This is a genomic window from Spirillospora sp. NPDC029432 (genome assembly GCF_040703975.1).
Classification (GTDB): domain Bacteria; phylum Actinomycetota; class Actinomycetes; order Streptosporangiales; family Streptosporangiaceae; genus Spirillospora.
This window is the reverse complement of record NZ_JBEZWH010000106.1, coordinates 1-18,112: the sequence shown is the minus strand read 5'-3', so window position 1 is coordinate 18,112 and position 18,112 is coordinate 1. Positions and strand designations below refer to the sequence as shown.

Sequence of the window (18,112 nt, the reverse complement as noted above, 5' to 3'; positions counted from 1 at the left end):
CGGGCGCGCCGCACGCGGTCGCCAGGCATGCCGTCAGAGCACCGGCGGCCAAGGCGGAAAGGCGGACCCTGGACAGGTTGAACATGAGCGTCACCGGTCGGCGGCGACCTTGCGCAGGCCCTCCTGGAGCCGGGCGCCCGTCTCGGCGGCGTTCTCGACCAGGCCCTCGTCCCGGATGACGTCCAGGGTGGCGAGCGCGGCGGCGCAGGCGACCGCGTTGCCGCCGTACGTGCCGCCCTGCGAGCCCGGCCACGCCCGCTCCATCAGCGCCGGCCGGGCGGCGATCGCCGACAGCGGGAAGCCGCTGGCCAGGCCCTTGGCGGTGATGACGACATCGGGCGCGATCCCGGCGTGGTCGTGGCCCCAGAACCGGCCGGTGCGGCCGAAGCCCGTCTGCACCTCGTCGAGGATCAGCAGGATCCCGTGCCGGTCGGCGCGCTCGCGCAGCCCCGCCAGGAACGCGGGCGGGGCCGGGATGTAGCCGCCCTCGCCGAGCACCGGCTCCACCAGGAACGCGGCGGTGTCCTGGACGGGCCCGGTGGTGGCGAGCACGTAGTCGAGCTCGCGCAGCGCGAACCGGGTCGCCTCCGCCTCGCTCCAGCCGTACCGGTAGGCCTGCGGGAACGGCGCGACGACCGCGCCGGGCATCAGCGGGCCGACGCCCGCGCGGAACTTGGTGCCCGCCGTGGTGAGCGCGGCGGCGCCCATGGTGCGGCCGTGGAAGCCGCCGTGGAAGACGACGACGTTCTGCCGGCCGGTGGCGTGCCGGGCGAGCCGGACGGCGGCCTCCACGGCCTCGCTGCCGCTGTTCATGTAGAACAGCGAGTCGACGCCCTCGGGCAGGACCTCGCCGAGCCGCTCGGTGAGGTCGAGCAGCGGCCGGTGCATCACGGTCGTGTACTGGCCGTGGATGAGCGTGCCGACCTGCCGCCGCGCCGCCTCCACCACGCGCGGGTGGCAGTGCCCGGTGGAGGTGACGCCGATCCCCGCGGTGAAGTCGAGATGGCGGCGGCCGTCGCCGTCGTAGAGGTACACGCCCTCGCCGCGCTCCGCCAGCACGGGAGTGGCCTGCTTGAGCACGGGGGACAGCTGCGCCATTCCGGCCTCCTCTGGATCTTCCACTGCCTCGTGGGCTGCGTTCGTAGGATTGTCGACAATCTACTGCCATGACAGCACGCCCGGGGGCGTGCTGTCCAGTCCCGCGGGGGGAAGAGTCAGCGGAGGCGTTCGATGGAGTCGGTCATGTGCTCCTCGATGAGCACGAGCAGCCGCTCCTCCTCGCCGTCGGAGATGGCGTCGACGAGGCGGCGGTGCTCCTCGACCAGCTCCTCCGGCTCGGGGTAGGTCTCCTGGAGGGCGTTCAGGCACATCCGCGTCTCGACCAGGAGCGTCTGCGCCATCCGCTCGAGCCGGGGGCTGCCCGAGGAGCTGACCAGCACCTCGTGGAACGCCTGGTCGGCGTCGCTCATCGCGACCCGGTCGCGCTGCCGCGCGGCCTCGACCAGGCGCTCCAGCGCCTCGGTGAGCCGGGCCACGGCCTCGCCGCGGTTGCGCTCCATGACCAGCGCGCAGGCGGCCCGCTCGATCGCCAGCCGGGCCCGGTAGACGTCCTCGACGTCGCCCTGGTCCAGGGTGATCACGAACAGCCCGCGGTGTGGCTCGCTGTGCAGCAGGCCCTCCTGGACGAGCCGCTGCATCGCCTCGCGCAGCGGGCCCCGGCTGATGCCGAGCCGGCCGGCCAGCTCGGCCTCGCCCAGCTGCTCGCCGGGGGCCAGCGAGCCGTACATGATCGCGGAACGGAGCTCGTCGTAGACGATCTCCACGGTGGACTTGCGGGGGACGGGTTCCAGCTCACCCAACCGGCCCATATCGAGGGCCCCTCTCTCATAGCGTGCGATGGCGCGCACCCGGCACCGGCACGGCGGCGTGATCCCAGGAGTCCCCGGCCGGCCCGGTGGCGAACAGCGTGCCCAGGCCCGCGCGCGGGCGCAGCGCGGAAGCGGCTCCGTCACCGCTCGCCGCCGCCAGCCGCAGGCCCTCCCACACGCTCACCTGGTTGGCGGTGAGGACGGGCTTGCCGAGCCGCGCCTCCAGGTCGTCCAGCCACGCCACCGTGTGCAGGGCGGTGTCGGGGACCAGGACGCCCTCCGCCTCGGGGTGGTCGTTGGCCGCCACGAAGTCCAGGACGTCGGCGCGGCCGAGCGTGCCGACCTCGGCCGCGGTGATGATGCCGCGGGAGGTCAGCGCGACCACCTCGATGCCGGCCGCGCCGAGGAACGCCACGAAGCGCCCGGCCACGTCGGCCGGGTACGTCGCCGCGACCGCCACCCGGCGCAGGCCGAGGTGGCGGGCCGCGTTGACGAACGCGAACGACGTGCTCGACGCGGGCGCGCCCGCGGCCTCCCGCACCCCGGCGACCTGGTCGGCGGCGCCGTCCCAGCCGAAGACGAAGCTCCCGCTGGTGCAGGCCCACACGGCCGCGGCCACCTCCAGCTCCCGCAGCGTGCGGGCGCCTTCGGCCAGGACGTCGGCGCCGCCGACGTCCAGCAGCGCGTCCACCCGGTGCGCGTCCTCGCGCATGAGGGTGTGGACGACCGGAAGCCGCACGTCGCCGAGGATCCGCTCGATGACCGGATAGTCGTCCTCGGCGCTGAAACCGGGGTACAGGAATCCCACGCTGGCCGCCATCCGGCCCTCCGTTCCGATGATCCGATACGAATGCGCATTGGCAGATTGTTTACAATCTTACCAGTGCTGATTTTGTCGCCCCTTCGGTGACGGCCGCCCCGGCCCCTTCAGGCGGCGTCGGCGCGGCCGAGCTGGACGAGCCACTGGCCCTCCCCGGCCGCCTGGCAGCCCATCGCGCGCAGCGCCGAGCACATGGTGACCTGGTTCGCGGTGAGCACGGGCTTGCCCAGCATCCGTTCCAGCGGGGCGATGATGTCGTACGTCGGCACGTTCGTGCAGCTGATGAAGACCGCCTCGGCCTCCGGGCTGTCGACGGCCGAGACGGCGTTGACCACCTCGCCGTACCCGACCTTCCAGATGTGGTTGAGCAGGCCCATCCCGACCGACGCCACGACGCCGACGCCGTGCGCGCCGAGGAACGACACCAGCCGGTCGGTCACGCTGTCGATGTACGGCGTGACCACCGCGATCCGGGTGATGCCGAGCAGCGCCAGGGACTCCACCAGCGCGCCGGAGCTCGTCGTGGCCGCGGGCGCCCCCGCGCGGAGCATGGCCTGGCTGAGCTCCCGCTCGCCGCGCGCGCCCCCGATGAAGCTGCCGGAGGTGCACGCGTACGCGACCGCCAGCGGCTCGGGGGCGAGCACGTCGCGGGTCGCCTGGCGGACGATCGAGTGGTCCGCCAGCGCGGAGGCCATCTCGACCGTCACCGGGACGGGGACGTACGGCAGCCGGGTCATGAACAGCGACACGTCGTCGGGCGTCCAGCGCCACAGCTCGCGGTCGAGGGCGAAGTCGAACGGCGCGACCACGCCGATGCCGTGCTGGGCCGTCAGCTCCGGACCGACGATCAGCTGAGGGTCGAATGCCATTCCAGGCCGCCGTTCAGCCGCCGTGCCGGCGGTACACCAGGCGCTCGCCCACGCCGCCCGAGCGCCAGACGTCGTTGCAGGCCTCGGCCATCTGGTCGAGCCCCTCGACGATCGTGGCGTAGACGTTGCCGGGCACCCAGCCCACGTCCCCGTTGAGCAGCAGGTTGTTGCGCCCGTAGAAGATGGCCAGGTCGATCACGCCGGGCAGCGCGTCGATGCCCTTCTCCTCCTTGAAGCCCCGGTCGAGCATCCCGCCGGGGAAGGAGAAGTAGACGACGTCGCCGGGGATGGGGGTCACGGTCGGGTTCTCCAGCCCCACCTCCTCGGCGGCGAACCGCTCGACCATCGTGTAGACCTCGTTGCGGGCGTACTTCGCGTGGTACGCGTCGCCGCCCTGGGGCAGCGCCTCCCAGACGGCCTCGCAGGTCCTGGGGGCGTCTTTCTCGAGCAGCTCGGCGACGCAGGAGACGCCGCGGCGCTCCAGTGTGATCGTCATGAGCTTGGGCATGCCGGCCTCCCCGGGCACAGGGGTAAGCGACGCGTCGCCCACCCGAGAGGACTCTTCCGATTAGAGCGCCTTGGGATCCGCCCTGGCCTGTGGAACGGTTGCGACGGTCTTGCAGCACGATCAGTGCGGCCACCTGGCTGTTTCATGCCCGCGCTGATTGTTGACAATCCTACGAGGGGTTCCTAGCGTGTCAATGCCCCCACACGTTGCGCGTCGGTTAAATGACCGCGCGGAAAGCGAGGCCCGTTGGAGCGCGTACCGCAGCCACCCGCAGGAACGCCCGAAGTGGTGGTCCTGCGCGGCGATGCCGATCCGCCGGGAATGGACGCGGTGGAGCGGATCGCCAAGGTCCGCCACGTGCGCGAGGACGGCCTCGCGGGCGCGCTGCCCGGCGCCGACGTGCTGTTCGTGTACGACTTCTGGTCCGAGGCGCTCGCCGGCGCCTGGCCGGCCGAAGGCGGCCCCTCCTGGGTGCACATCGCCAGCGCCGGAGTGGACCGGCTGCTGTTCCCCGCGCTGGTCGAGAGTGACACCATCGTCACCAACTCGCGAGGGATCTTCGACGAGCCGATCGCCGAGTACGTCCTCGGGCTGGTGCTGTGCTTCGCCAAGGACCTGCACACCACGCTGCGGCTCCAGGCCGAGGGCACCTGGCGGCACCGCGAGACCGAGCGGCTCGCGGGCGCGCGCGCCCTGGTCGTCGGCACCGGCCCGATCGGCCGCGCCATCGGCCGCAAGCTCGCCGCCGCGGGACTGCGGGTGACCGGCATCGGCCGGACGGCCCGCACCGGCGACCCCGACCTCGGCGAGGTGCTCCCCGACGGGCGGCTGCGCGAGGCGCTCGCCGAGGCCGACTACGTGGTGCTGGCCGCCCCGCTCACCGACCGGACCCGCGGCATGGTCGACGCGGCCGCGCTCGCCGCGATGCGGCCCACGGCCCGGCTCGTCAACGTCGGCCGCGGCCCCCTGGTGGTCGAGGACGACCTGGTCGAGGCGCTGCGCGCGGGCACGATCGCGGGCGCGGCGCTGGACGTCTTCGTCGACGAGCCGCTGCCGGCCCCGTCCCCGCTGTGGGAGCTGCCCAACGTCATCGTGTCCCCGCACATGGCGGGCGACGTCGCCGGCTGGCGCGAGGAGCTGGTCCGGCTGTTCGCCGGCAACCTCGGCCGCCGCGTCCGCGGCGAGCCGCTGCTCAACATCGTCGACAAGCGCCTCGGCTACGTCCGTTCCTGACCTTTCTCACCCTGAGGGGGTGGCGATGACCGCGATGCCGGACCTCTCCGCGACCGAGCTGCTGGCGGCCTACCGCACCGGGGAGCTGTCCCCGGTGGAGGTCACCGAGGCCGTCCTGGAGCGCATCCACCGGTACGACCCGGAGATCAACGCGTTCTGCCTGGTCGATCCCGAATGGTCGCTTGCGGCGGCGCGGGCCTCGGCGGAGCGCTGGCGGCGCGGCGAGCCGGCCGGCCTGCTGGACGGCGTGCCCGTGTCCATCAAGGACGTCCTGCTCACCAGGGGCCGCCCCACGCTGCGCGGCTCCCGGACGATCGACCCCGGCCAGGAGTGGCCGGACGACGCGCCCTCGGTCGCCCGCCTGCACGAGCACGGCGCGGTGCCGATCGGCAAGACGACCACCCCGGAGTTCGCGTGGAAGGGCGTCACCGACTCCCCGCTGTACGGCGTCACCCGCAACCCGTGGGACCCGTCCCGCACGCCGGGCGGCTCCAGCGGCGGCGCGTCCGCCGCCGTCGCGGCCGGGATGGGGCCGCTGGCGCTGGGCACCGACGCGGGCGGCTCGGTGCGCATCCCCGCCGCCTTCACCGGGATCTTCGCGCTCAAGCCGACCTACGGCCGGATCGCGCACTTCCCGGCCAGCCCGTTCGGCACCCTCGCGCACGTCGGCCCGATGACCTGGACGGTTGAGGACGCGGCGCTGCTGATGGACGCCGTCTGCGGCTTCGACAGCCGCGACTGGTCGGCCCTGGCGCCGCCCGCGGCCCCGTTCGCGGGCCTGGCCGGCGACGTGGCGGGGCTGCGCGTCGCGTACAGCCCCACCCTCGGCTTCGCCTCCGTGGACCCGGAGATCGCGGCGCTGGTCGCGGCGGCCGTGGAGACGTTCGCCGAGCTGGGCGCCAAGGTCGAGGAGGTCGATCCGGGGTTCGCCGACCCGGTGGAGGAGTTCGAGGTGCTGTGGTTCGCCGGCGCCGCCAAGGTCGTCGAGCACCTCACCGAGGAGCAGCGGGCCGGGCTGGACCCGGGCCTGCGCGAGATCTGCGAGCAGGGCGCCCGGTACTCGGCCGTCGACTACCTCACCGCCACCGCCCGCCGGATGGAGCTGGGCCGCCTGATGGGCCGCTTCCACGAGGACTACGACCTGCTGCTCACCCCGACGATGCCGATCCCGGCGTTCGAGGCGGGCCGCGAGTCGCCCGGCGGGGGGCGCTGGACGGGGTGGACGCCGTTCACCTACCCGTTCAACATGACGCAGCAGCCCGCCGCGAGCGTCCCGTGCGGCCTCACCGCCGCCGGCCTGCCGGCCGGACTCCAGGTCGTCGGGCCCCGGCACGCCGACGCGGCGGTGCTGGACGCCTGCCTGGCGTACGAGCGGGCCCGCCCCTGGCAGTCCCGCCGCCCGCCCCTGGTGGGCTGACCGGTCAGTCGAGCTCCTTGCGCTTCTGCTCCCTGCGCGGCTTGCGGGCCTTGCGCTTGGCCGTGACGCCGCCCCAGAAGGAGAAACCGGAGATCACGACGCGCGGCGCCCCCGGCTCGCCGGGGCCGCTGGCGCGGTGCTCGAAGCCGCCCATGATGCCGATGCCCTTGACGTGCACCGAGATGTCGTCGGGGACGATGATGTCGATCCCGCCCATGATCGCGAACGCGCGGATGCGCACCTCGGCCGCCGTGAAGCTCGCCTCGCGCAGGTCGATCTTGCCGCCGCCCCAGAACGCGAACGCGGTGAACCTCTCGGGCACCGACCACACGCCCTGCCGCCGGAACTCGCTCATGACCGCGATGCCGGTCTTCCACGCGGGGGCGTCCGCGGTGCCGCCCGGCGCGTACGCCGGGGCGTACGACGGCGCGGGGGAGACGCTGCCCGGCGCGGGCAGGTCGCGGGTCAGCGGCGCCAGCTGGGCGTACGTCTTGGCCGCGTACACCGCGCTGAGCCGCTCGTCCAGCTCCTCCAGCGTCAGCCGCCCCTCGCCCGCCGCCTCGCGCAGCACGTGCGCGACCTGGTCGCGGTCGGCGTCGGACGCCCGCATCTCCTGGGGCTTGGGGGAGTCCTGGCGGTCGGGCAGATTCGTCATGGTCTGAGCCTAATCCCGGCCGGCACCGGCCAAGCGGACCACGACCGACTTGGACGTCGGGGTGTTGCTGATGTCGGCGGTGCTGTCGAGCGGGACCAGCACGTTCGTCTCCGGGAAGTACGCGGCCGCGCAGCCCCGGGCCGTCGGGTACGCCACGATCCGGAAGTCCGGCGCGCGGCGCTCGCGGCCGTCGGACCACTCCGAGACCAGGTCGACGGTGGCGCCGTCGGCCAGCCCCAGCTCCGCCAGGTCCGCGGGGTTGACGAAGACGACGCGGCGCCCCGCCTTGATCCCCCGGTAGCGGTCGTCCATCCCGTAGATCGTGGTGTTGTACTGGTCGTGGCTGCGCACCGTCTGCAGCAGCAGCCGCCCCTCCGGTACGCGCAGCACCTCCAGCTCGTTCACGGTCAGGTTGGCCTTGCCGGTGGCGGTCGGGAAGCGGCGGTCGTCGCGCGGCGCGTGCGGCAGCGTGAAACCGCCGGGCTCGCGGATCCGCTCGTTGTAGCGCTCGAAGCCCGGCACCACGCGCGAGACGTGGTCGCGGACGACGTCGTAGTCGCGCTCCATCGCCGCCCAGTCCACCGTGGAGCCGGGCAGCGCCGCGCGGGCCAGCCGGCACACGATCGCGACCTCCGACAGGAGGTCCGGCGAGGCGGGCGCGAGCCGTCCCCGGGAGGCGTGCACCATGCCCATCGAGTCCTCGACCGACACGAACTGCGGGCCGGACGCCTGCTCGTCCCGCTCGGTACGGCCCAGCGCCGGCAGGATCAGCGCCTGCTCGCCGGTCACCGCGTGCGAGCGGTTGAGCTTGGTGGACACGTGCGCGGTCAGCCGGCAGCGCCGCATCGCCGCCTCGGTCACCTCCGAGTCGGGGGTGGCGCGGACGAAGTTGCCGCCCATCCCCAGGAACACCTTCGCCTTCCCGTCGCGCATCGCGCGGATCGCGCCGACGGTATCGTACCCGTGCTCGCGCGGCGGCTCGAACCCGAACTCCCTCCCCAGCGCGTCCAGGAACGCCGCCGGGGGCTTCTCGTAGATCCCCATCGTCCGGTCGCCCTGCACGTTGGAGTGCCCGCGCACAGGACACACGCCCGCGCCGGGACGGCCGATGTTGCCGCGCAGCAGCAGGAAGTTCACGACCTCGCGGATCGTGGGGACCGAGTTGCGGTGCTGGGTGAGGCCCATCGCCCAGCACACCACGATCCGCTCGGACCCGATCACGTCGGCCAGGACGGCGTCGATCTCCTCGCGGGCGAGGCCGGTCGCCTCCAGCACGTCGTCCCAGTCCAGGCCCCGCAGGTGCTCCTCGAACGCCGCGTAGCCCGCCGTGTGCCCGTCCAGGAACTCGTGGTCGACCGCGTCCTTGTCGATCAGCAGCCGGTTGAGCGCCTGGAACAGCGCGAGGTCGCCGTTCAGCCGGATCTGGAGGAACCGGTCGGCCAGCGCCGTGCCGCGCCCCGCGACGCCGCCCGGACGCTGCGGGTTCTTGAACCGCATCAGCCCGGCCTCGGGCAGCGGGTTGACCGCGACGATCCGCGCGCCGGCCTTCTTGGCCTCCTCCAGCGCGGACAGCATGCGCGGGTGGTTGGTGCCCGGGTTCTGCCCGACCACGAAGATCAGGTCGGCGCGGTGGAGGTCCTCCAGGCGCACCGAGCCCTTGCCGACGCCGATCGTCTCGGTCAGCGCCGACCCCGACGACTCGTGGCACATGTTGCTGCAGTCGGGCAGGTTGTTGGTGCCGAACGCCCGCACGAACAGCTGGTACGCGAACGCGGCCTCGTTGCTCGTCCGGCCCGAGGTGTAGAAGACGGCCTCGTCCGGCGAGTCCAGCCCGGCCAGCTCCTGCGCCAGCAGCGCGAACGCCTCGTCCCAGGACACCGGCTCGTAGCGGTCGGAACCGGAACGCTTGATCATCGGCTCGGTCAGCCGGCCCTGCTGCCCCAGCCAGTGGTCGCTCAGCCCGTTCAGCTCGTCGACCGTGTGCCGGGCGAAGAACTCCCGGGTGATCCGCCGGGTGGTGGCCTCCTCGGCGACGGCCTTGGCGCCGTTCTCGCAGAACTCGGCCACATGCCGCTTGTCGCCCTCAGGCCACGCGCAGCCGGGGCAGTCGAACCCCTGCTTCTGGTTGACGCGCAACAGCGTCAGCGCGGTGCGCTTCACGCCCATCTGGTCGTACGACTGCTTCAGCGCCGCCGCGACCCCGGGCACGCCGGCGGCCCACTCCTTCGGCTCGGAGACCCGGAGGCCGGTGTCGTCGTGGTCGTCCCGGGGGGCTCTGCGGCTCATCGTTCACATCCTCGTGCTCGTCGTGCCCCTCCACTGTCGCACGCCTACTGGGGCGGTCCTTCCGCCAGGCGGACGGGCGTGGTGAACCGGCGGCCGCCGGTGTCGACCCAGCCGAGCCGCACGGTGTCGCCGGGATGGTGGCGCAAAAGGAGGCCGGTGAGGGTACCGGGGGAGTCCACCGGCCGGTCGTCCAGCGCGACGATCACCGCGCCCTCGGGCAGGCCGGCGGCCTCGGCGGGGGTGCCGGGCAGGACCCCGGCGATCAGCGCCCCGCTCGCGGCGGGCGGCGGGGTCCCCTGCCCGGGGGTGCGGGCGACCGAGCGGACCTGGACGCCGAGCATGGCCGTGCGGCCGATGTGGACGGTGTCGGAGGCGCGGCCCTGCTGGATCTGGCGGGCGACGGCCAGCGCCCGGTTGGACGGGATCGCGTACCCGCGGTGGGCGCCCTGGTCCATCGTGAACCCGGCGGACGCGGCGGTGTTCACGCCGATCACCTGCCCGGACGTGTTGAGGAGGGGGCCGCCGGAGTCGCCGGGCCGGATCGGCGCGTCCGTCTCGATCATGGAGGTGAGCCGCTCGGAGCTGCCGTCGCTCTGGTCGGTGGCGGTGACCTGCTGGTCCAGCGCGGTGATCCGGCCGGTGACGACCTTGGGCTGCCCGCCCTTGCCGCCCTCGTTCCCGACCGCGGTGACCGGGTCGCCCAGCTGGACGAGCCCGGAGTCGCCGAACACGGCGGGCTTGAGCCGCGCGGCGCCGCGCAGCCTGATCACCGCGATGTCGCCGGACTTGTCGTACCCGAGGACGTCGGCGGGGAAGCGGCGCCCGTTGTCGGTGACCGTCCCCCGGATCGTGGTCGCGCCCTGGATGACGTGGTTGTTGGTCAGCACCAGGCCCGAGGCGTCCAGCAGGATCCCGGTCCCGGCGGCGCGGGTGCTGCGCAGCCCCTGCTCGGTGTCGATGTTGACCACCCCGGGCCGGCGGCCGCTGGGCTCGGCCGGCACCGTCCGCGCCGGGGCCGGTAACGCGCTCTCCGGCGCCGACCGGACCTCGCCGGACCGGCCGTCCAGCAGGGAACGGCCGGCCAGGACGGCGACCAGCGCGGTGAGCACGGCGAGGACGAGCAGGCAGCCGCCGCATCCGCGCCCTTCGGGGTCTTCGTTCACCTGTGCCCTCCTCCGGCCGCTCCCGTACCGGGACGCAACGGTCGCGCACTATGAACGATCTTCCCCGTTCATCCGTTTCGGAACTACCCGCCGTTTCAGCCCGAGAAGTAGCGCCGCGGATTCTCCACGAGCATCTGGTCGAGCTGCGCGTCGGTGACGCCCAGCGCGCGCAGGGCGGGCAGGACGTCGTCGCTGATGTGGCGGTAGTTCCAGTTGGGCGCCATGCCGCGCAGCGTGTCGGGGTCGGGGCCGAACCAGTCCATGTAGCAGCTGGCGTCGTGGCTGAGGACCATCCGGTCGGCGTAGCCCTGCTCGCACAGGGCGGCGACGGTGCTGACGCGGTCGGCGGTCGAGTTGATCACGTCCAGGCCGAACCGGTCCATGCCCAGGATCGCGCCGGTGTCGGCCAGCTCCTTGAGGTAGTCGCGGTCGTTGCTGTCGCCGGCGTGGCCGATCACGACCTTGGTGAGGTCGACGCCCTCCTTGCCCAGCACCTCGACCACGGCGCGCCCGGCGTGCACCGAACTCTCGGTGTGGACGGTGATGGGCGCGCCGGTCTCCCGGTGGGTGGCGGCGACGGCCCGCAGGACGCGGTCGACGCCGGGGGTGAGGCCGCCGTGGTCCACCGCGCACTTGAGGAACGCGGCGCGCACGCCGGTCCCGGCGATGCCCTCGGTGAGGTCGCGGGTGAAGTCGGCGACCATCGGCTCGGGCCCGCCGAGGAGCGTTCCGGGGCCGCGGTAGTGGAACTGGAACGGGACGTCGTTGTAGGTGTAGATCCCGGTGGCGACGATGATGTTGAGCTCGGGCACCTGCTCGGCGATCCGCTGGATGCGCGGGATGTAGCGGCCGAGGCCCCACACGGTGGGGTCGGCGATCGTGGTGATTCCGCGCTCGACCAGCTGGCGGAGCTTGCCGACCGCGTCCGCGACCCGCTCCTCCTCGTCCCACCAGGCGCCCTCGCCGTAGTTCTCGACGTGCTCGGTGGACAGGACGAAGACGTGCTCGTGCATGAGGGTGGTGCCGAGGGCTGCGGTGTCGACCGGGCCGCGGACGGTCTGGACTGAGGGCATGGGGCCTCCTGGGGGCATACCGACCGGTCGGTTTTCTGGCAAGCTATGACCGGGCCGGGCCCGCGTCAATGGCCCGGGTACGGCGGGAGACCGGCCCGGCGGTCAGGCGGTCAGGGAGGAGCGGTCGGCATGGCGGTTGGCGGGCGGTCCGCCGAGGTGCGGCGCAGCCCGGTGGAGCGGCGGATCCTGGACGCGGCCGTGCGGCTGTTCGCCGAGCGCGGCTTCGCGGGGACCTCGGTGCAGGAGGTCGTGGAGGCCGCCGAGGTCACCAAGGGCGCGCTCTACCACTACTTCGACTCCAAGGACGATCTCCTCTACGAGATCTACCACTCGCTGATCGGCCGCCAGCTCGCCGACCTGGACCGCATCCTGGCCGCCGGGGAGCCGCCCGCCGCGACGGTGCGGGCGGTCATCACCAGCCTGATCGAGAGCACCGCCGTCCACATCGACGAGGCCAAGGTCTTCACCCGGGAGATGTACCGGCTCGACCACGACCGGATGCACGCCGTGCGGGCCGACCGGCGCCGCTACCACGTGCGCTTCCGGTCGCTGATCGAGCAGGGCCAGCGGGACGGGGCGTTCGCGGCGGACGCGTCGGCCGACACGGTCACGATCGTGGCCCTGGGCATGGTGAACCAGATGCCGTACTGGTACCGCGCGGACGGCCCGAAGACCGCCGCCGAGCTGGCCTCCGAGGTCGCCGCGTTCGTGCTGGCCGCGCTCCGGCCCGCCTAGCGGCGGGTCTGGAGGTGCAGGACGGCGTCGCGCACCGCCGCCAGTTCGGCGTCCCAGTCCGCCGGCCGCCCGCCCAGCGGGACCAGCACGAACTTCGACAGTCCGGCCTCGACGAGCCGCTTGAGGTGGGGCTCCAGGGCGTCCAGCGCGGGGGCCACGTCGTCGGGCGCGGCGGGGCCGTGCACCCGGCGGGCGGCGCCCATGATCCGCTTCTCCAGCTCGGGGGTGAGGGGCCCGGTCCGGTACGGGACGACCGCGCCGAAGTGCTCCTCCTCGACCTCCCGCCCGGCCTCGGCCGCGGCGCGCTGGACCGCGAGCCGGCCGCGCTCGCCCTCGGCGGGCGTGGTGAACGAGGCCAGCCAGCCGTCCGAGAGCCGCCCGGTACGGCGCAGCTCGGCGTCGGACGCCCCGCCCAGCCACACGTCGAAGCCGCCCTTGACCGGCTGCGGGTCGATCCGGACGCCGTCGTAGCCGTAGAACCGGCCGTGGTGGACGACCTCCTCCCCGGCCCAGAACCGGCGCAGCAGCGGCAGCGCCTCGTCCAGCATGGGGGCGCGGTCCTCCCGCCGGATCCCGTACGCCTGCTGGTCGCCGGCGTGCCGGACGCCGAGCCCGAACGCGGGCAGCAGCCGCCCGCCGGACAGCCGGTCGAGCGAGGCCAGCTCCTGCGCGACCAGCGCGGGCGGCCGGCCGGGCAGCGCCATGACCGCCGGGCCGAGCTTGATCCGGGTGGTCAGCGCCGCCGCGTACGTCAGCGTGACGACGGGGTCGCCCGTCGGCCCGGTGGGGCGCTCGGAGACCCAGAGCGAGTCGAACCCCTCGCGTTCCAGGCCCAGGACGAGGGCGGTGAGGTCGTCCCGGTCGGGCGGCGCGGCGGGGGGCATGAAGCCGATTCTGACGATCACCTTTCGACCGTACGGCGTGTCAGTCCTGTGAAGCAACCCTTCTCGGACGGGCGATGACCGCCGCCGCGAGGACCGCGGCGACCATCAGCGCGCCGATCGAGACCGCCATCGGCACCGCCGTGCCCGAGCCGCCGAGCCCGGCGAGCGGGGCGGCGGCGCCGCCGAGCCCGAACTGGGCGACGCCGAGGAGGGCGGACGCGCTGCCCGCCACCCCGGGCGGCCGCCCGGACAGGCCGAGCGCGGTGGCGTTGGGCAGGATCAGCCCCTGCGCGGCCACCACCAGGAAGAGCGCGGGCAGCACGATTGCGAGCCCGCCGCCCGCCAGCGCGCCGGCGACCAGCGCGGCGCCGCCCGCGGTCGCGATCCCGAGCCCGGCGTACAGGATCCGCTCCAGCGGGACCCGGCCCGCCAGCCGCCCGCTGACCTGCCCGGCGACCACGATCCCGACCGCGTTCGCGCCGAACACCAGGCTGTAGGTCTGGGCGGACATGTCGTAGATGTCCTGGAGTACGAACGACGAGCCGGAGATGTAGGTGAACATCGCGGCGAACGACAGCCCCAGTGTCAGCGCGTACCCGAGGAAGACCCGGTCGGCCAGCAGCCCGCGGAACGTGCCGAGCGTCGCCCGGACGCCGCCGGTCGCGCGCGCGTCCCGCGGCAGCGTCTCGCGCAGCCCGAACAGCACGCCGAGGAGCAGCAGCGCGCCGAACGCCGAGAGCACGGCGAACACCCCGGGCCACGGGACGACCCGGAGCAGCTGCCCGCCGACGACCGGCGCCAGGATCGGCGCCAGCCCGTTCACCAGCATCAGCGCCGCGAAGAACTTGGCCGCGGCCACGCCGTCGTAGCGGTCCCGGACGATGGCCCGGCCGATCACGATCCCGGCCGCGCCGGTGGCGCCCTGCACCAGCCGCAGCGCGATCAGCGCCTCCACCGTCGGCGCGAACACGCACAGCAGGGACACCACCGCGAACGCGGCCATCCCGATCAGCAGCGGGCGGCGGCGGCCGAAGGTGTCGCTCAGCGGCCCGGCGATCGCCTGGCCGGCGGCCAGCCCCACCACGTTGGCGGTCAGCGTGAGCTGGATCTGCATCGTGCCGGTCGACAGGTCGGCCGGCATCTCGGGCAGCGCCGGCAGGTACATGTCGGTCGTCATCGGCGCGATCGCGGCGAGCGCGCCGAGCAGGACGATCAGCCACAGCCTGCGGGGGAGGGACTCGGTCCCGGCGGAGGTGTCAGGGGGTGCCGATCGGGTGCCGGTGTCCGGCTGGCTCATGTGGGGGTCTCCGTGAACGGGCCGGGCGCACCGTCGCGCGCGGGCGAGCGCGCGGCGGTGCGCCTGAGGGGGACGGGGGGCGGGGAAGTCTCAGAGGAAGGTTCAGAGGGTGGTGACGACCTGGTCGTACTCCAGGCGCGGGTTGCGAGGGAAGAAGGCGTCCGGGCCGGGGCGGCCGGCGTTGACGACGGCGATGACCTCCTGGTTCGTGTCGCCGAGGAACTCCTTCTTGACGCCCTCGGCGTCGAACCCGGTCATCGGCCCGGCGGCCAGCCCGGCCGCGCGGATGCCGAGGATGAGGTAGCCGAGCTGGATCGTGGCGTTGAACCGCGCCATCCGCTCGCGGCCGGGGCTGGCGGCCAGCGCCTCGCGCGCGCCCGGCTTGTGCGGGAACGTGGTCGGCAGGTGCTCGTGGAAGTCGGCGTCGGCGGTGACGATCAGGGTCAGCGGGGCGGCGGCGGTCTTGGCCCGGTTGCCCTCGGCCATGTGCGGCAGGAGCCGCCGCCGGGCCTCGCCGGAGCGCACCGCGAGCAGCCGCAGCGGCTGCGCGTTCATCGCGGTCGGGCCCCACTTGACGAGATCGTAGACGGCTCTGAGCTGCTCGTCCGTGACCGGTTCGCCGGAGAAGGCGTTCGCCGTGCGGGCCTCGCGGAACAGCAGGTCCCGCGCCGCCTCGTCCAGGATCCCGGCGTTCTCGGTCGCGGGCGTGGCCATCTCGTCACCTTTCTGTCGCGGTTGAGGCCCAAGGGTCGGGCTTCAACCGCTGCAACGCGATGACGGTACGTTATCTGCCGTGTCAGGGAGTGGGGTGCGTCACACCCGGCCTGGATTCCGGCCGGGTGGCGGGGCTCAGCGCAGGGTGAGCGTGACCGTCCCGTCGCGGGGGAGGACCGAGCCGGGCGCGGGCCGCTGCGCCGCGACGGCCGCCCCCGATCCCTCGACCGCGACCCGCAGCCCCAGCGCCGCGGCGGTGCCGCGGGCGCGCTGCTCGTCCAGCCCCACGAGGTACGGGACGGTGACCTCGCCGCCGGCCACCGAGCCGCCCATGCCCGCCGACACGTACAGCGTGACCGGCGCCCCGCCCTGGACGACCGTCCCGCCGCGCGGGTAGCTGCGCACCACCAGGCCCGCGTTCCGCGACGACGGCACGCGGATCACGCCGCCCAGCGGGATCCGCCGCACCGCGAGCCGGTTGACGGCCGCCGCGACGTCCAGCCCGGCGACGGCCGGGACGGCGACCGGCGGGCCCTGCGCGGCACCCGACACCGGCGCCCGCGGCACGGAGGCGTCCGGCGGCGGGGACCCGGCGGTGCCGCCGCCGTTCCCGCCCGGTCCCACGAGCAGCGTCAGGCCGAGGATGGCCACGGCCACGACCGTGCTGACGCCGCCGAGCAGCAGCATGGTGCGGACGGAGATCTCGGCGTAGCCGGAGCCCTCCCGCTCCGCCGCCTCCGCCGCCGCGGTCTCGCCCGGGTCGGGCGTCTCGGGCGTGCCGGGTCGTACCTCGTGCTCGGGCATCGGATGCCCCCGATCATCAGGCGGGGTTCCGTCCGCTCCTGCGGTATCCCCCTCTTGCGCGTTGGGACGCCCGCCGGCGGGTGAGAGTTCGAGATCCCCGCCGGAACGGCATCAGAACGGCAGGTTCCAGTACTGGAACTGGAACGGGTAGCGCGCGGCCACGGCGGCGGCCACCGCCGTCACGGTGGCGGCGGTGAGCACCGACAGCCCCGCCAGCACGGCCCACCGGCCCGCCTGGTAGCCCGCCGGAACTCGGGCGTCCCCGCGTCCCCGGACCGGCCAGGGGGCGCGGAGCGGCGCCGTGCCGGGAAGATCGTGGCCGGGCGGGGTGGCCGCCTGCCGCCGGTCGGCGGGCAGCCCCGAGACCCAGCCGAGCAGGTCGGCCACGTCGTCGGGCGGAGTCTCCAGCCCGGAGCCGAAGTAGCGGACCTGCCCGGCGGCCTGGTCGAGCGCCCGGACGGTGTTGCCGAGCCCCACGTCGTCGAGCCAGCCGCGCAGCGCCTTGTCGCCCCGGCCCGCGGTACGGCCGATCTCGGTGCCGCCCAGCAGGTCGACCTTGGTGACCACGACCGCCACCCGCTTCCGCCGGCCGCGGTCCGGCCGCGAGCGCAGGCCGTTCAGGACGCGCTGCAGCGTGTCGGCCGGGTCCTCGCCGGACGGCGCCGCCGCCTGGTCCACGTGCCGCCGCTCCTCCCCGGTCAGCGCGCGGTGGACCTGCGGCAGCGCGAACGGGTCCACGACGAACAGCAGCGCCTCGCCGTGGTCCAGGTAGCGCAGGGACTCCACCTCGGTCGCGCCCGTGTAGTGCTCGCCCGCCGGGTCGAACATGTAGAGGATGCGGCGCGCGCGCCCCGGCAGGTCCACGTCCACCATGGTGGCCAGCGGCAGCTCCGGGCCCGTCTTGGTCGCCCGGCCGCCGCGCCGGAACTCGCCGATCGCTCGCGCGTACGCCAGCGCGTGCCGCTGCTCGACGAACGCCAGCCGCCCCTTGAGCGCCTGGGCGCGCGCGTGCAGGGCGCGGATGCCGAGCACCATGAACGTCGTCTTCCCGGCCGCCGGACCGCCCACGAACGGGAGCGGTTCCACCCGCACCCGCCCGATCCGGTCCGGAAGGCGGCCGGTGCAGTGCGGGCAGTACGCGGCGAGCCGGAAGCGGCCGAGGAACACCGTCGTCGGCAGCCGCGCCCCGCACCGGCAGACATGGCGGAACGCCCCGGCCGGGCCGGGCGTGAGGCGTGGATGGCGGGCGCCGCAGCCGGGGCACTCGTACACCGGCAGGGCGATCTTCTCGTAGCAGAACGGATGCGGGCAGGTCTGCAGGATCCGCCCGTACGCCATGAAGAGCCGCTCGACGGCGGCCAGGACGAGCACGCACGCCAGCCACGCCGCGAGCCCGACCGCGGCGACGGCGCCGTACAGGATCGTCAGGGCCGCCCCGATCACGGCGGCGGGGAGCGCCGCCGCGGCGATGCCCGCGCACAGCGCGAGCCAGACCGGGAAGGCGAAGAAACCCCACAGCCCGCCGAGCAGCGTGCGGGTCAGCGTGACGACGACGCCGGACGCGACCGTCCAGACGCGCGGGACGACCGTGCGCGTGATCGTCCACCAGTCCCACCACACCTGCGAGAGCAGGTAGTGCCGGTAGGAGATCTCCGGCTCGGCGACGGGGGAGGGCCCCTTGAGGGTGGACATTCAAGCGCGACCCCGACACCCTCGCCCGCCCCTGGGCGGTCCCGGGCACGCCGGGGCTGGAGCACCGCATCGGCGGCCTGGAGAAGGCCGACGG

The 18,112-nt window shown here is 74.0% G+C and carries 16 protein-coding genes and 1 pseudogene; 3 read left to right on the top strand and 14 right to left on the bottom strand.

All coding sequences use genetic code 11. The features are described 5' to 3' along the window. Positions 1–102 precede the first annotated feature (102 nt). The 5 genes and pseudogenes from AB0881_RS39780 to AB0881_RS39760 form a co-directional block, all read right to left on the bottom strand. Positions 103–1,098, bottom strand: a pseudogene (locus AB0881_RS39780) (aspartate aminotransferase family protein); the annotation flags it as partial. A gap of 116 nt (positions 1,099–1,214) precedes the next feature. Beyond that, positions 1,215–1,868 (bottom strand): GntR family transcriptional regulator, encoded by a 654-nt coding sequence (locus AB0881_RS39775; protein ID WP_366625831.1) that lies wholly within the window; start codon positions 1,866–1,868, stop codon positions 1,215–1,217. 16 nt (positions 1,869–1,884) lie between these two features. Beyond that, a complete protein-coding gene (locus tag AB0881_RS39770) occupies positions 1,885–2,688 on the bottom strand; it encodes a maleate cis-trans isomerase (protein WP_366625829.1) in 804 nt (267 codons plus the stop codon). 107 nt (positions 2,689–2,795) lie between these two features. Next, a complete protein-coding gene (locus tag AB0881_RS39765; protein ID WP_366625827.1) occupies positions 2,796–3,557 on the bottom strand; it encodes an Asp/Glu racemase in 762 nt (253 codons plus the stop codon). Between the two features lie 13 nt (positions 3,558–3,570). Continuing rightward, the gene (locus AB0881_RS39760; RefSeq protein WP_366625835.1) at positions 3,571–4,053 is read right to left on the bottom strand and encodes a DUF3830 family protein; all 483 of its coding nucleotides are present in this window, start codon (positions 4,051–4,053) and stop codon (positions 3,571–3,573) included. A gap of 333 nt (positions 4,054–4,386) precedes the next feature. Between AB0881_RS39760 and AB0881_RS39755 the strand changes: the two genes are divergently transcribed. After that, positions 4,387–5,298 (top strand): D-2-hydroxyacid dehydrogenase, encoded by a 912-nt coding sequence (locus AB0881_RS39755; protein ID WP_366625833.1) that lies wholly within the window; start codon positions 4,387–4,389, stop codon positions 5,296–5,298. A gap of 25 nt (positions 5,299–5,323) precedes the next feature. Beyond that, on the top strand, positions 5,324–6,715 hold the full coding sequence (locus AB0881_RS39750; RefSeq protein ID WP_366625825.1) for an amidase: 1,392 nt from the start codon (positions 5,324–5,326) through the stop codon (positions 6,713–6,715). A gap of 4 nt (positions 6,716–6,719) precedes the next feature. Here AB0881_RS39750 and AB0881_RS39745 read toward each other — a convergent pair whose 3' ends face one another. The 4 genes from AB0881_RS39745 to AB0881_RS39730 all read right to left on the bottom strand — a co-directional run bounded on the left by AB0881_RS39745 (position 6,720) and on the right by AB0881_RS39730 (position 11,892). Then, complete coding sequence (locus tag AB0881_RS39745) at positions 6,720–7,370, bottom strand: DUF1707 domain-containing protein (RefSeq protein WP_366625823.1); 651 nt, start codon at positions 7,368–7,370, stop codon at positions 6,720–6,722. 9 nt (positions 7,371–7,379) lie between these two features. Beyond that, on the bottom strand, positions 7,380–9,656 hold the full coding sequence (locus AB0881_RS39740) for an FdhF/YdeP family oxidoreductase (RefSeq protein ID WP_366625821.1): 2,277 nt from the start codon (positions 9,654–9,656) through the stop codon (positions 7,380–7,382). A 44-nt stretch (positions 9,657–9,700) separates the two neighbouring features. After that, on the bottom strand, positions 9,701–10,819 hold the full coding sequence (locus tag AB0881_RS39735; protein WP_366625819.1) for a trypsin-like peptidase domain-containing protein: 1,119 nt from the start codon (positions 10,817–10,819) through the stop codon (positions 9,701–9,703). Between the two features lie 95 nt (positions 10,820–10,914). After that, on the bottom strand, positions 10,915–11,892 hold the full coding sequence (locus AB0881_RS39730) for a phosphotriesterase-related protein (RefSeq protein ID WP_366625817.1): 978 nt from the start codon (positions 11,890–11,892) through the stop codon (positions 10,915–10,917). A gap of 129 nt (positions 11,893–12,021) precedes the next feature. Here AB0881_RS39730 and AB0881_RS39725 point away from each other — a divergent pair, with 129 nt between their 5' ends. Next, positions 12,022–12,627 carry a TetR/AcrR family transcriptional regulator gene (locus tag AB0881_RS39725; RefSeq protein ID WP_366625815.1) on the top strand — a complete coding sequence of 202 codons (606 nt, stop codon included), beginning with the start codon at positions 12,022–12,024 and terminating at the stop codon, positions 12,625–12,627. Here the strand turns inward: AB0881_RS39725 and AB0881_RS39720 are convergent. The 5 genes from AB0881_RS39720 to AB0881_RS39700 all read right to left on the bottom strand — a co-directional run bounded on the left by AB0881_RS39720 (position 12,624) and on the right by AB0881_RS39700 (position 18,018). Then, positions 12,624–13,532 carry an LLM class flavin-dependent oxidoreductase gene (locus AB0881_RS39720; protein WP_366625813.1) on the bottom strand — a complete coding sequence of 303 codons (909 nt, stop codon included), beginning with the start codon at positions 13,530–13,532 and terminating at the stop codon, positions 12,624–12,626. The two genes, AB0881_RS39725 and AB0881_RS39720, sit on opposite strands and share 4 nt — an antisense overlap. A 19-nt stretch (positions 13,533–13,551) precedes the next feature. Beyond that, entirely contained in the window at positions 13,552–14,808 is a 1,257-nt protein-coding gene (locus AB0881_RS39715; RefSeq protein WP_366625811.1) for a multidrug effflux MFS transporter, read from the bottom strand. Between the two features lie 102 nt (positions 14,809–14,910). After that, the gene (locus tag AB0881_RS39710; RefSeq protein ID WP_366625810.1) at positions 14,911–15,522 is read right to left on the bottom strand and encodes a malonic semialdehyde reductase; all 612 of its coding nucleotides are present in this window, start codon (positions 15,520–15,522) and stop codon (positions 14,911–14,913) included. A 135-nt stretch (positions 15,523–15,657) separates the two neighbouring features. After that, positions 15,658–16,326 carry a PASTA domain-containing protein gene (locus AB0881_RS39705; protein WP_366625808.1) on the bottom strand — a complete coding sequence of 223 codons (669 nt, stop codon included), beginning with the start codon at positions 16,324–16,326 and terminating at the stop codon, positions 15,658–15,660. Between the two features lie 111 nt (positions 16,327–16,437). Beyond that, positions 16,438–18,018, bottom strand: coding sequence for a hypothetical protein (locus tag AB0881_RS39700; RefSeq protein ID WP_366625806.1), 1,581 nt, complete (start codon positions 18,016–18,018; stop codon positions 16,438–16,440). Between the last annotated feature and the right edge of the window lie 94 nt (positions 18,019–18,112).

Bases quoted from the DNA above. Each gene is read 5' to 3' on its own strand.
- AB0881_RS39755 (WP_366625833.1), top strand. From the start codon at position 4,387: ATGGACGCGGTGGAGCGGATCGCCAAGGTCCGCCACGTGCGCGAGGAC.
- AB0881_RS39725 (WP_366625815.1), top strand. From the start codon at position 12,022: ATGGCGGTTGGCGGGCGGTCCGCCGAGGTGCGGCGCAGCCCGGTGGAG.
- AB0881_RS39765 (WP_366625827.1), bottom strand. From the start codon at position 3,557: ATGGCATTCGACCCTCAGCTGATCGTCGGTCCGGAGCTGACGGCCCAG.
- AB0881_RS39710 (WP_366625810.1), bottom strand. From the start codon at position 15,522: ATGGCCACGCCCGCGACCGAGAACGCCGGGATCCTGGACGAGGCGGCG.
- AB0881_RS39760 (WP_366625835.1), bottom strand. From the start codon at position 4,053: ATGACGATCACACTGGAGCGCCGCGGCGTCTCCTGCGTCGCCGAGCTG.
- AB0881_RS39775 (WP_366625831.1), bottom strand. From the start codon at position 1,868: ATGGGCCGGTTGGGTGAGCTGGAACCCGTCCCCCGCAAGTCCACCGTG.
- AB0881_RS39730 (WP_366625817.1), bottom strand. From the start codon at position 11,892: ATGCCCTCAGTCCAGACCGTCCGCGGCCCGGTCGACACCGCAGCCCTC.
- AB0881_RS39715 (WP_366625811.1), bottom strand. From the start codon at position 14,808: ATGAGCCAGCCGGACACCGGCACCCGATCGGCACCCCCTGACACCTCC.
- AB0881_RS39700 (WP_366625806.1), bottom strand. From the start codon at position 18,018: ATGTCCACCCTCAAGGGGCCCTCCCCCGTCGCCGAGCCGGAGATCTCC.
- AB0881_RS39705 (WP_366625808.1), bottom strand. From the start codon at position 16,326: ATGCCCGAGCACGAGGTACGACCCGGCACGCCCGAGACGCCCGACCCG.
- AB0881_RS39740 (WP_366625821.1), bottom strand. From the start codon at position 9,656: ATGAGCCGCAGAGCCCCCCGGGACGACCACGACGACACCGGCCTCCGG.
- AB0881_RS39745 (WP_366625823.1), bottom strand. From the start codon at position 7,370: ATGACGAATCTGCCCGACCGCCAGGACTCCCCCAAGCCCCAGGAGATG.
- AB0881_RS39750 (WP_366625825.1), top strand. From the start codon at position 5,324: ATGACCGCGATGCCGGACCTCTCCGCGACCGAGCTGCTGGCGGCCTAC.
- AB0881_RS39770 (WP_366625829.1), bottom strand. From the start codon at position 2,688: ATGGCGGCCAGCGTGGGATTCCTGTACCCCGGTTTCAGCGCCGAGGAC.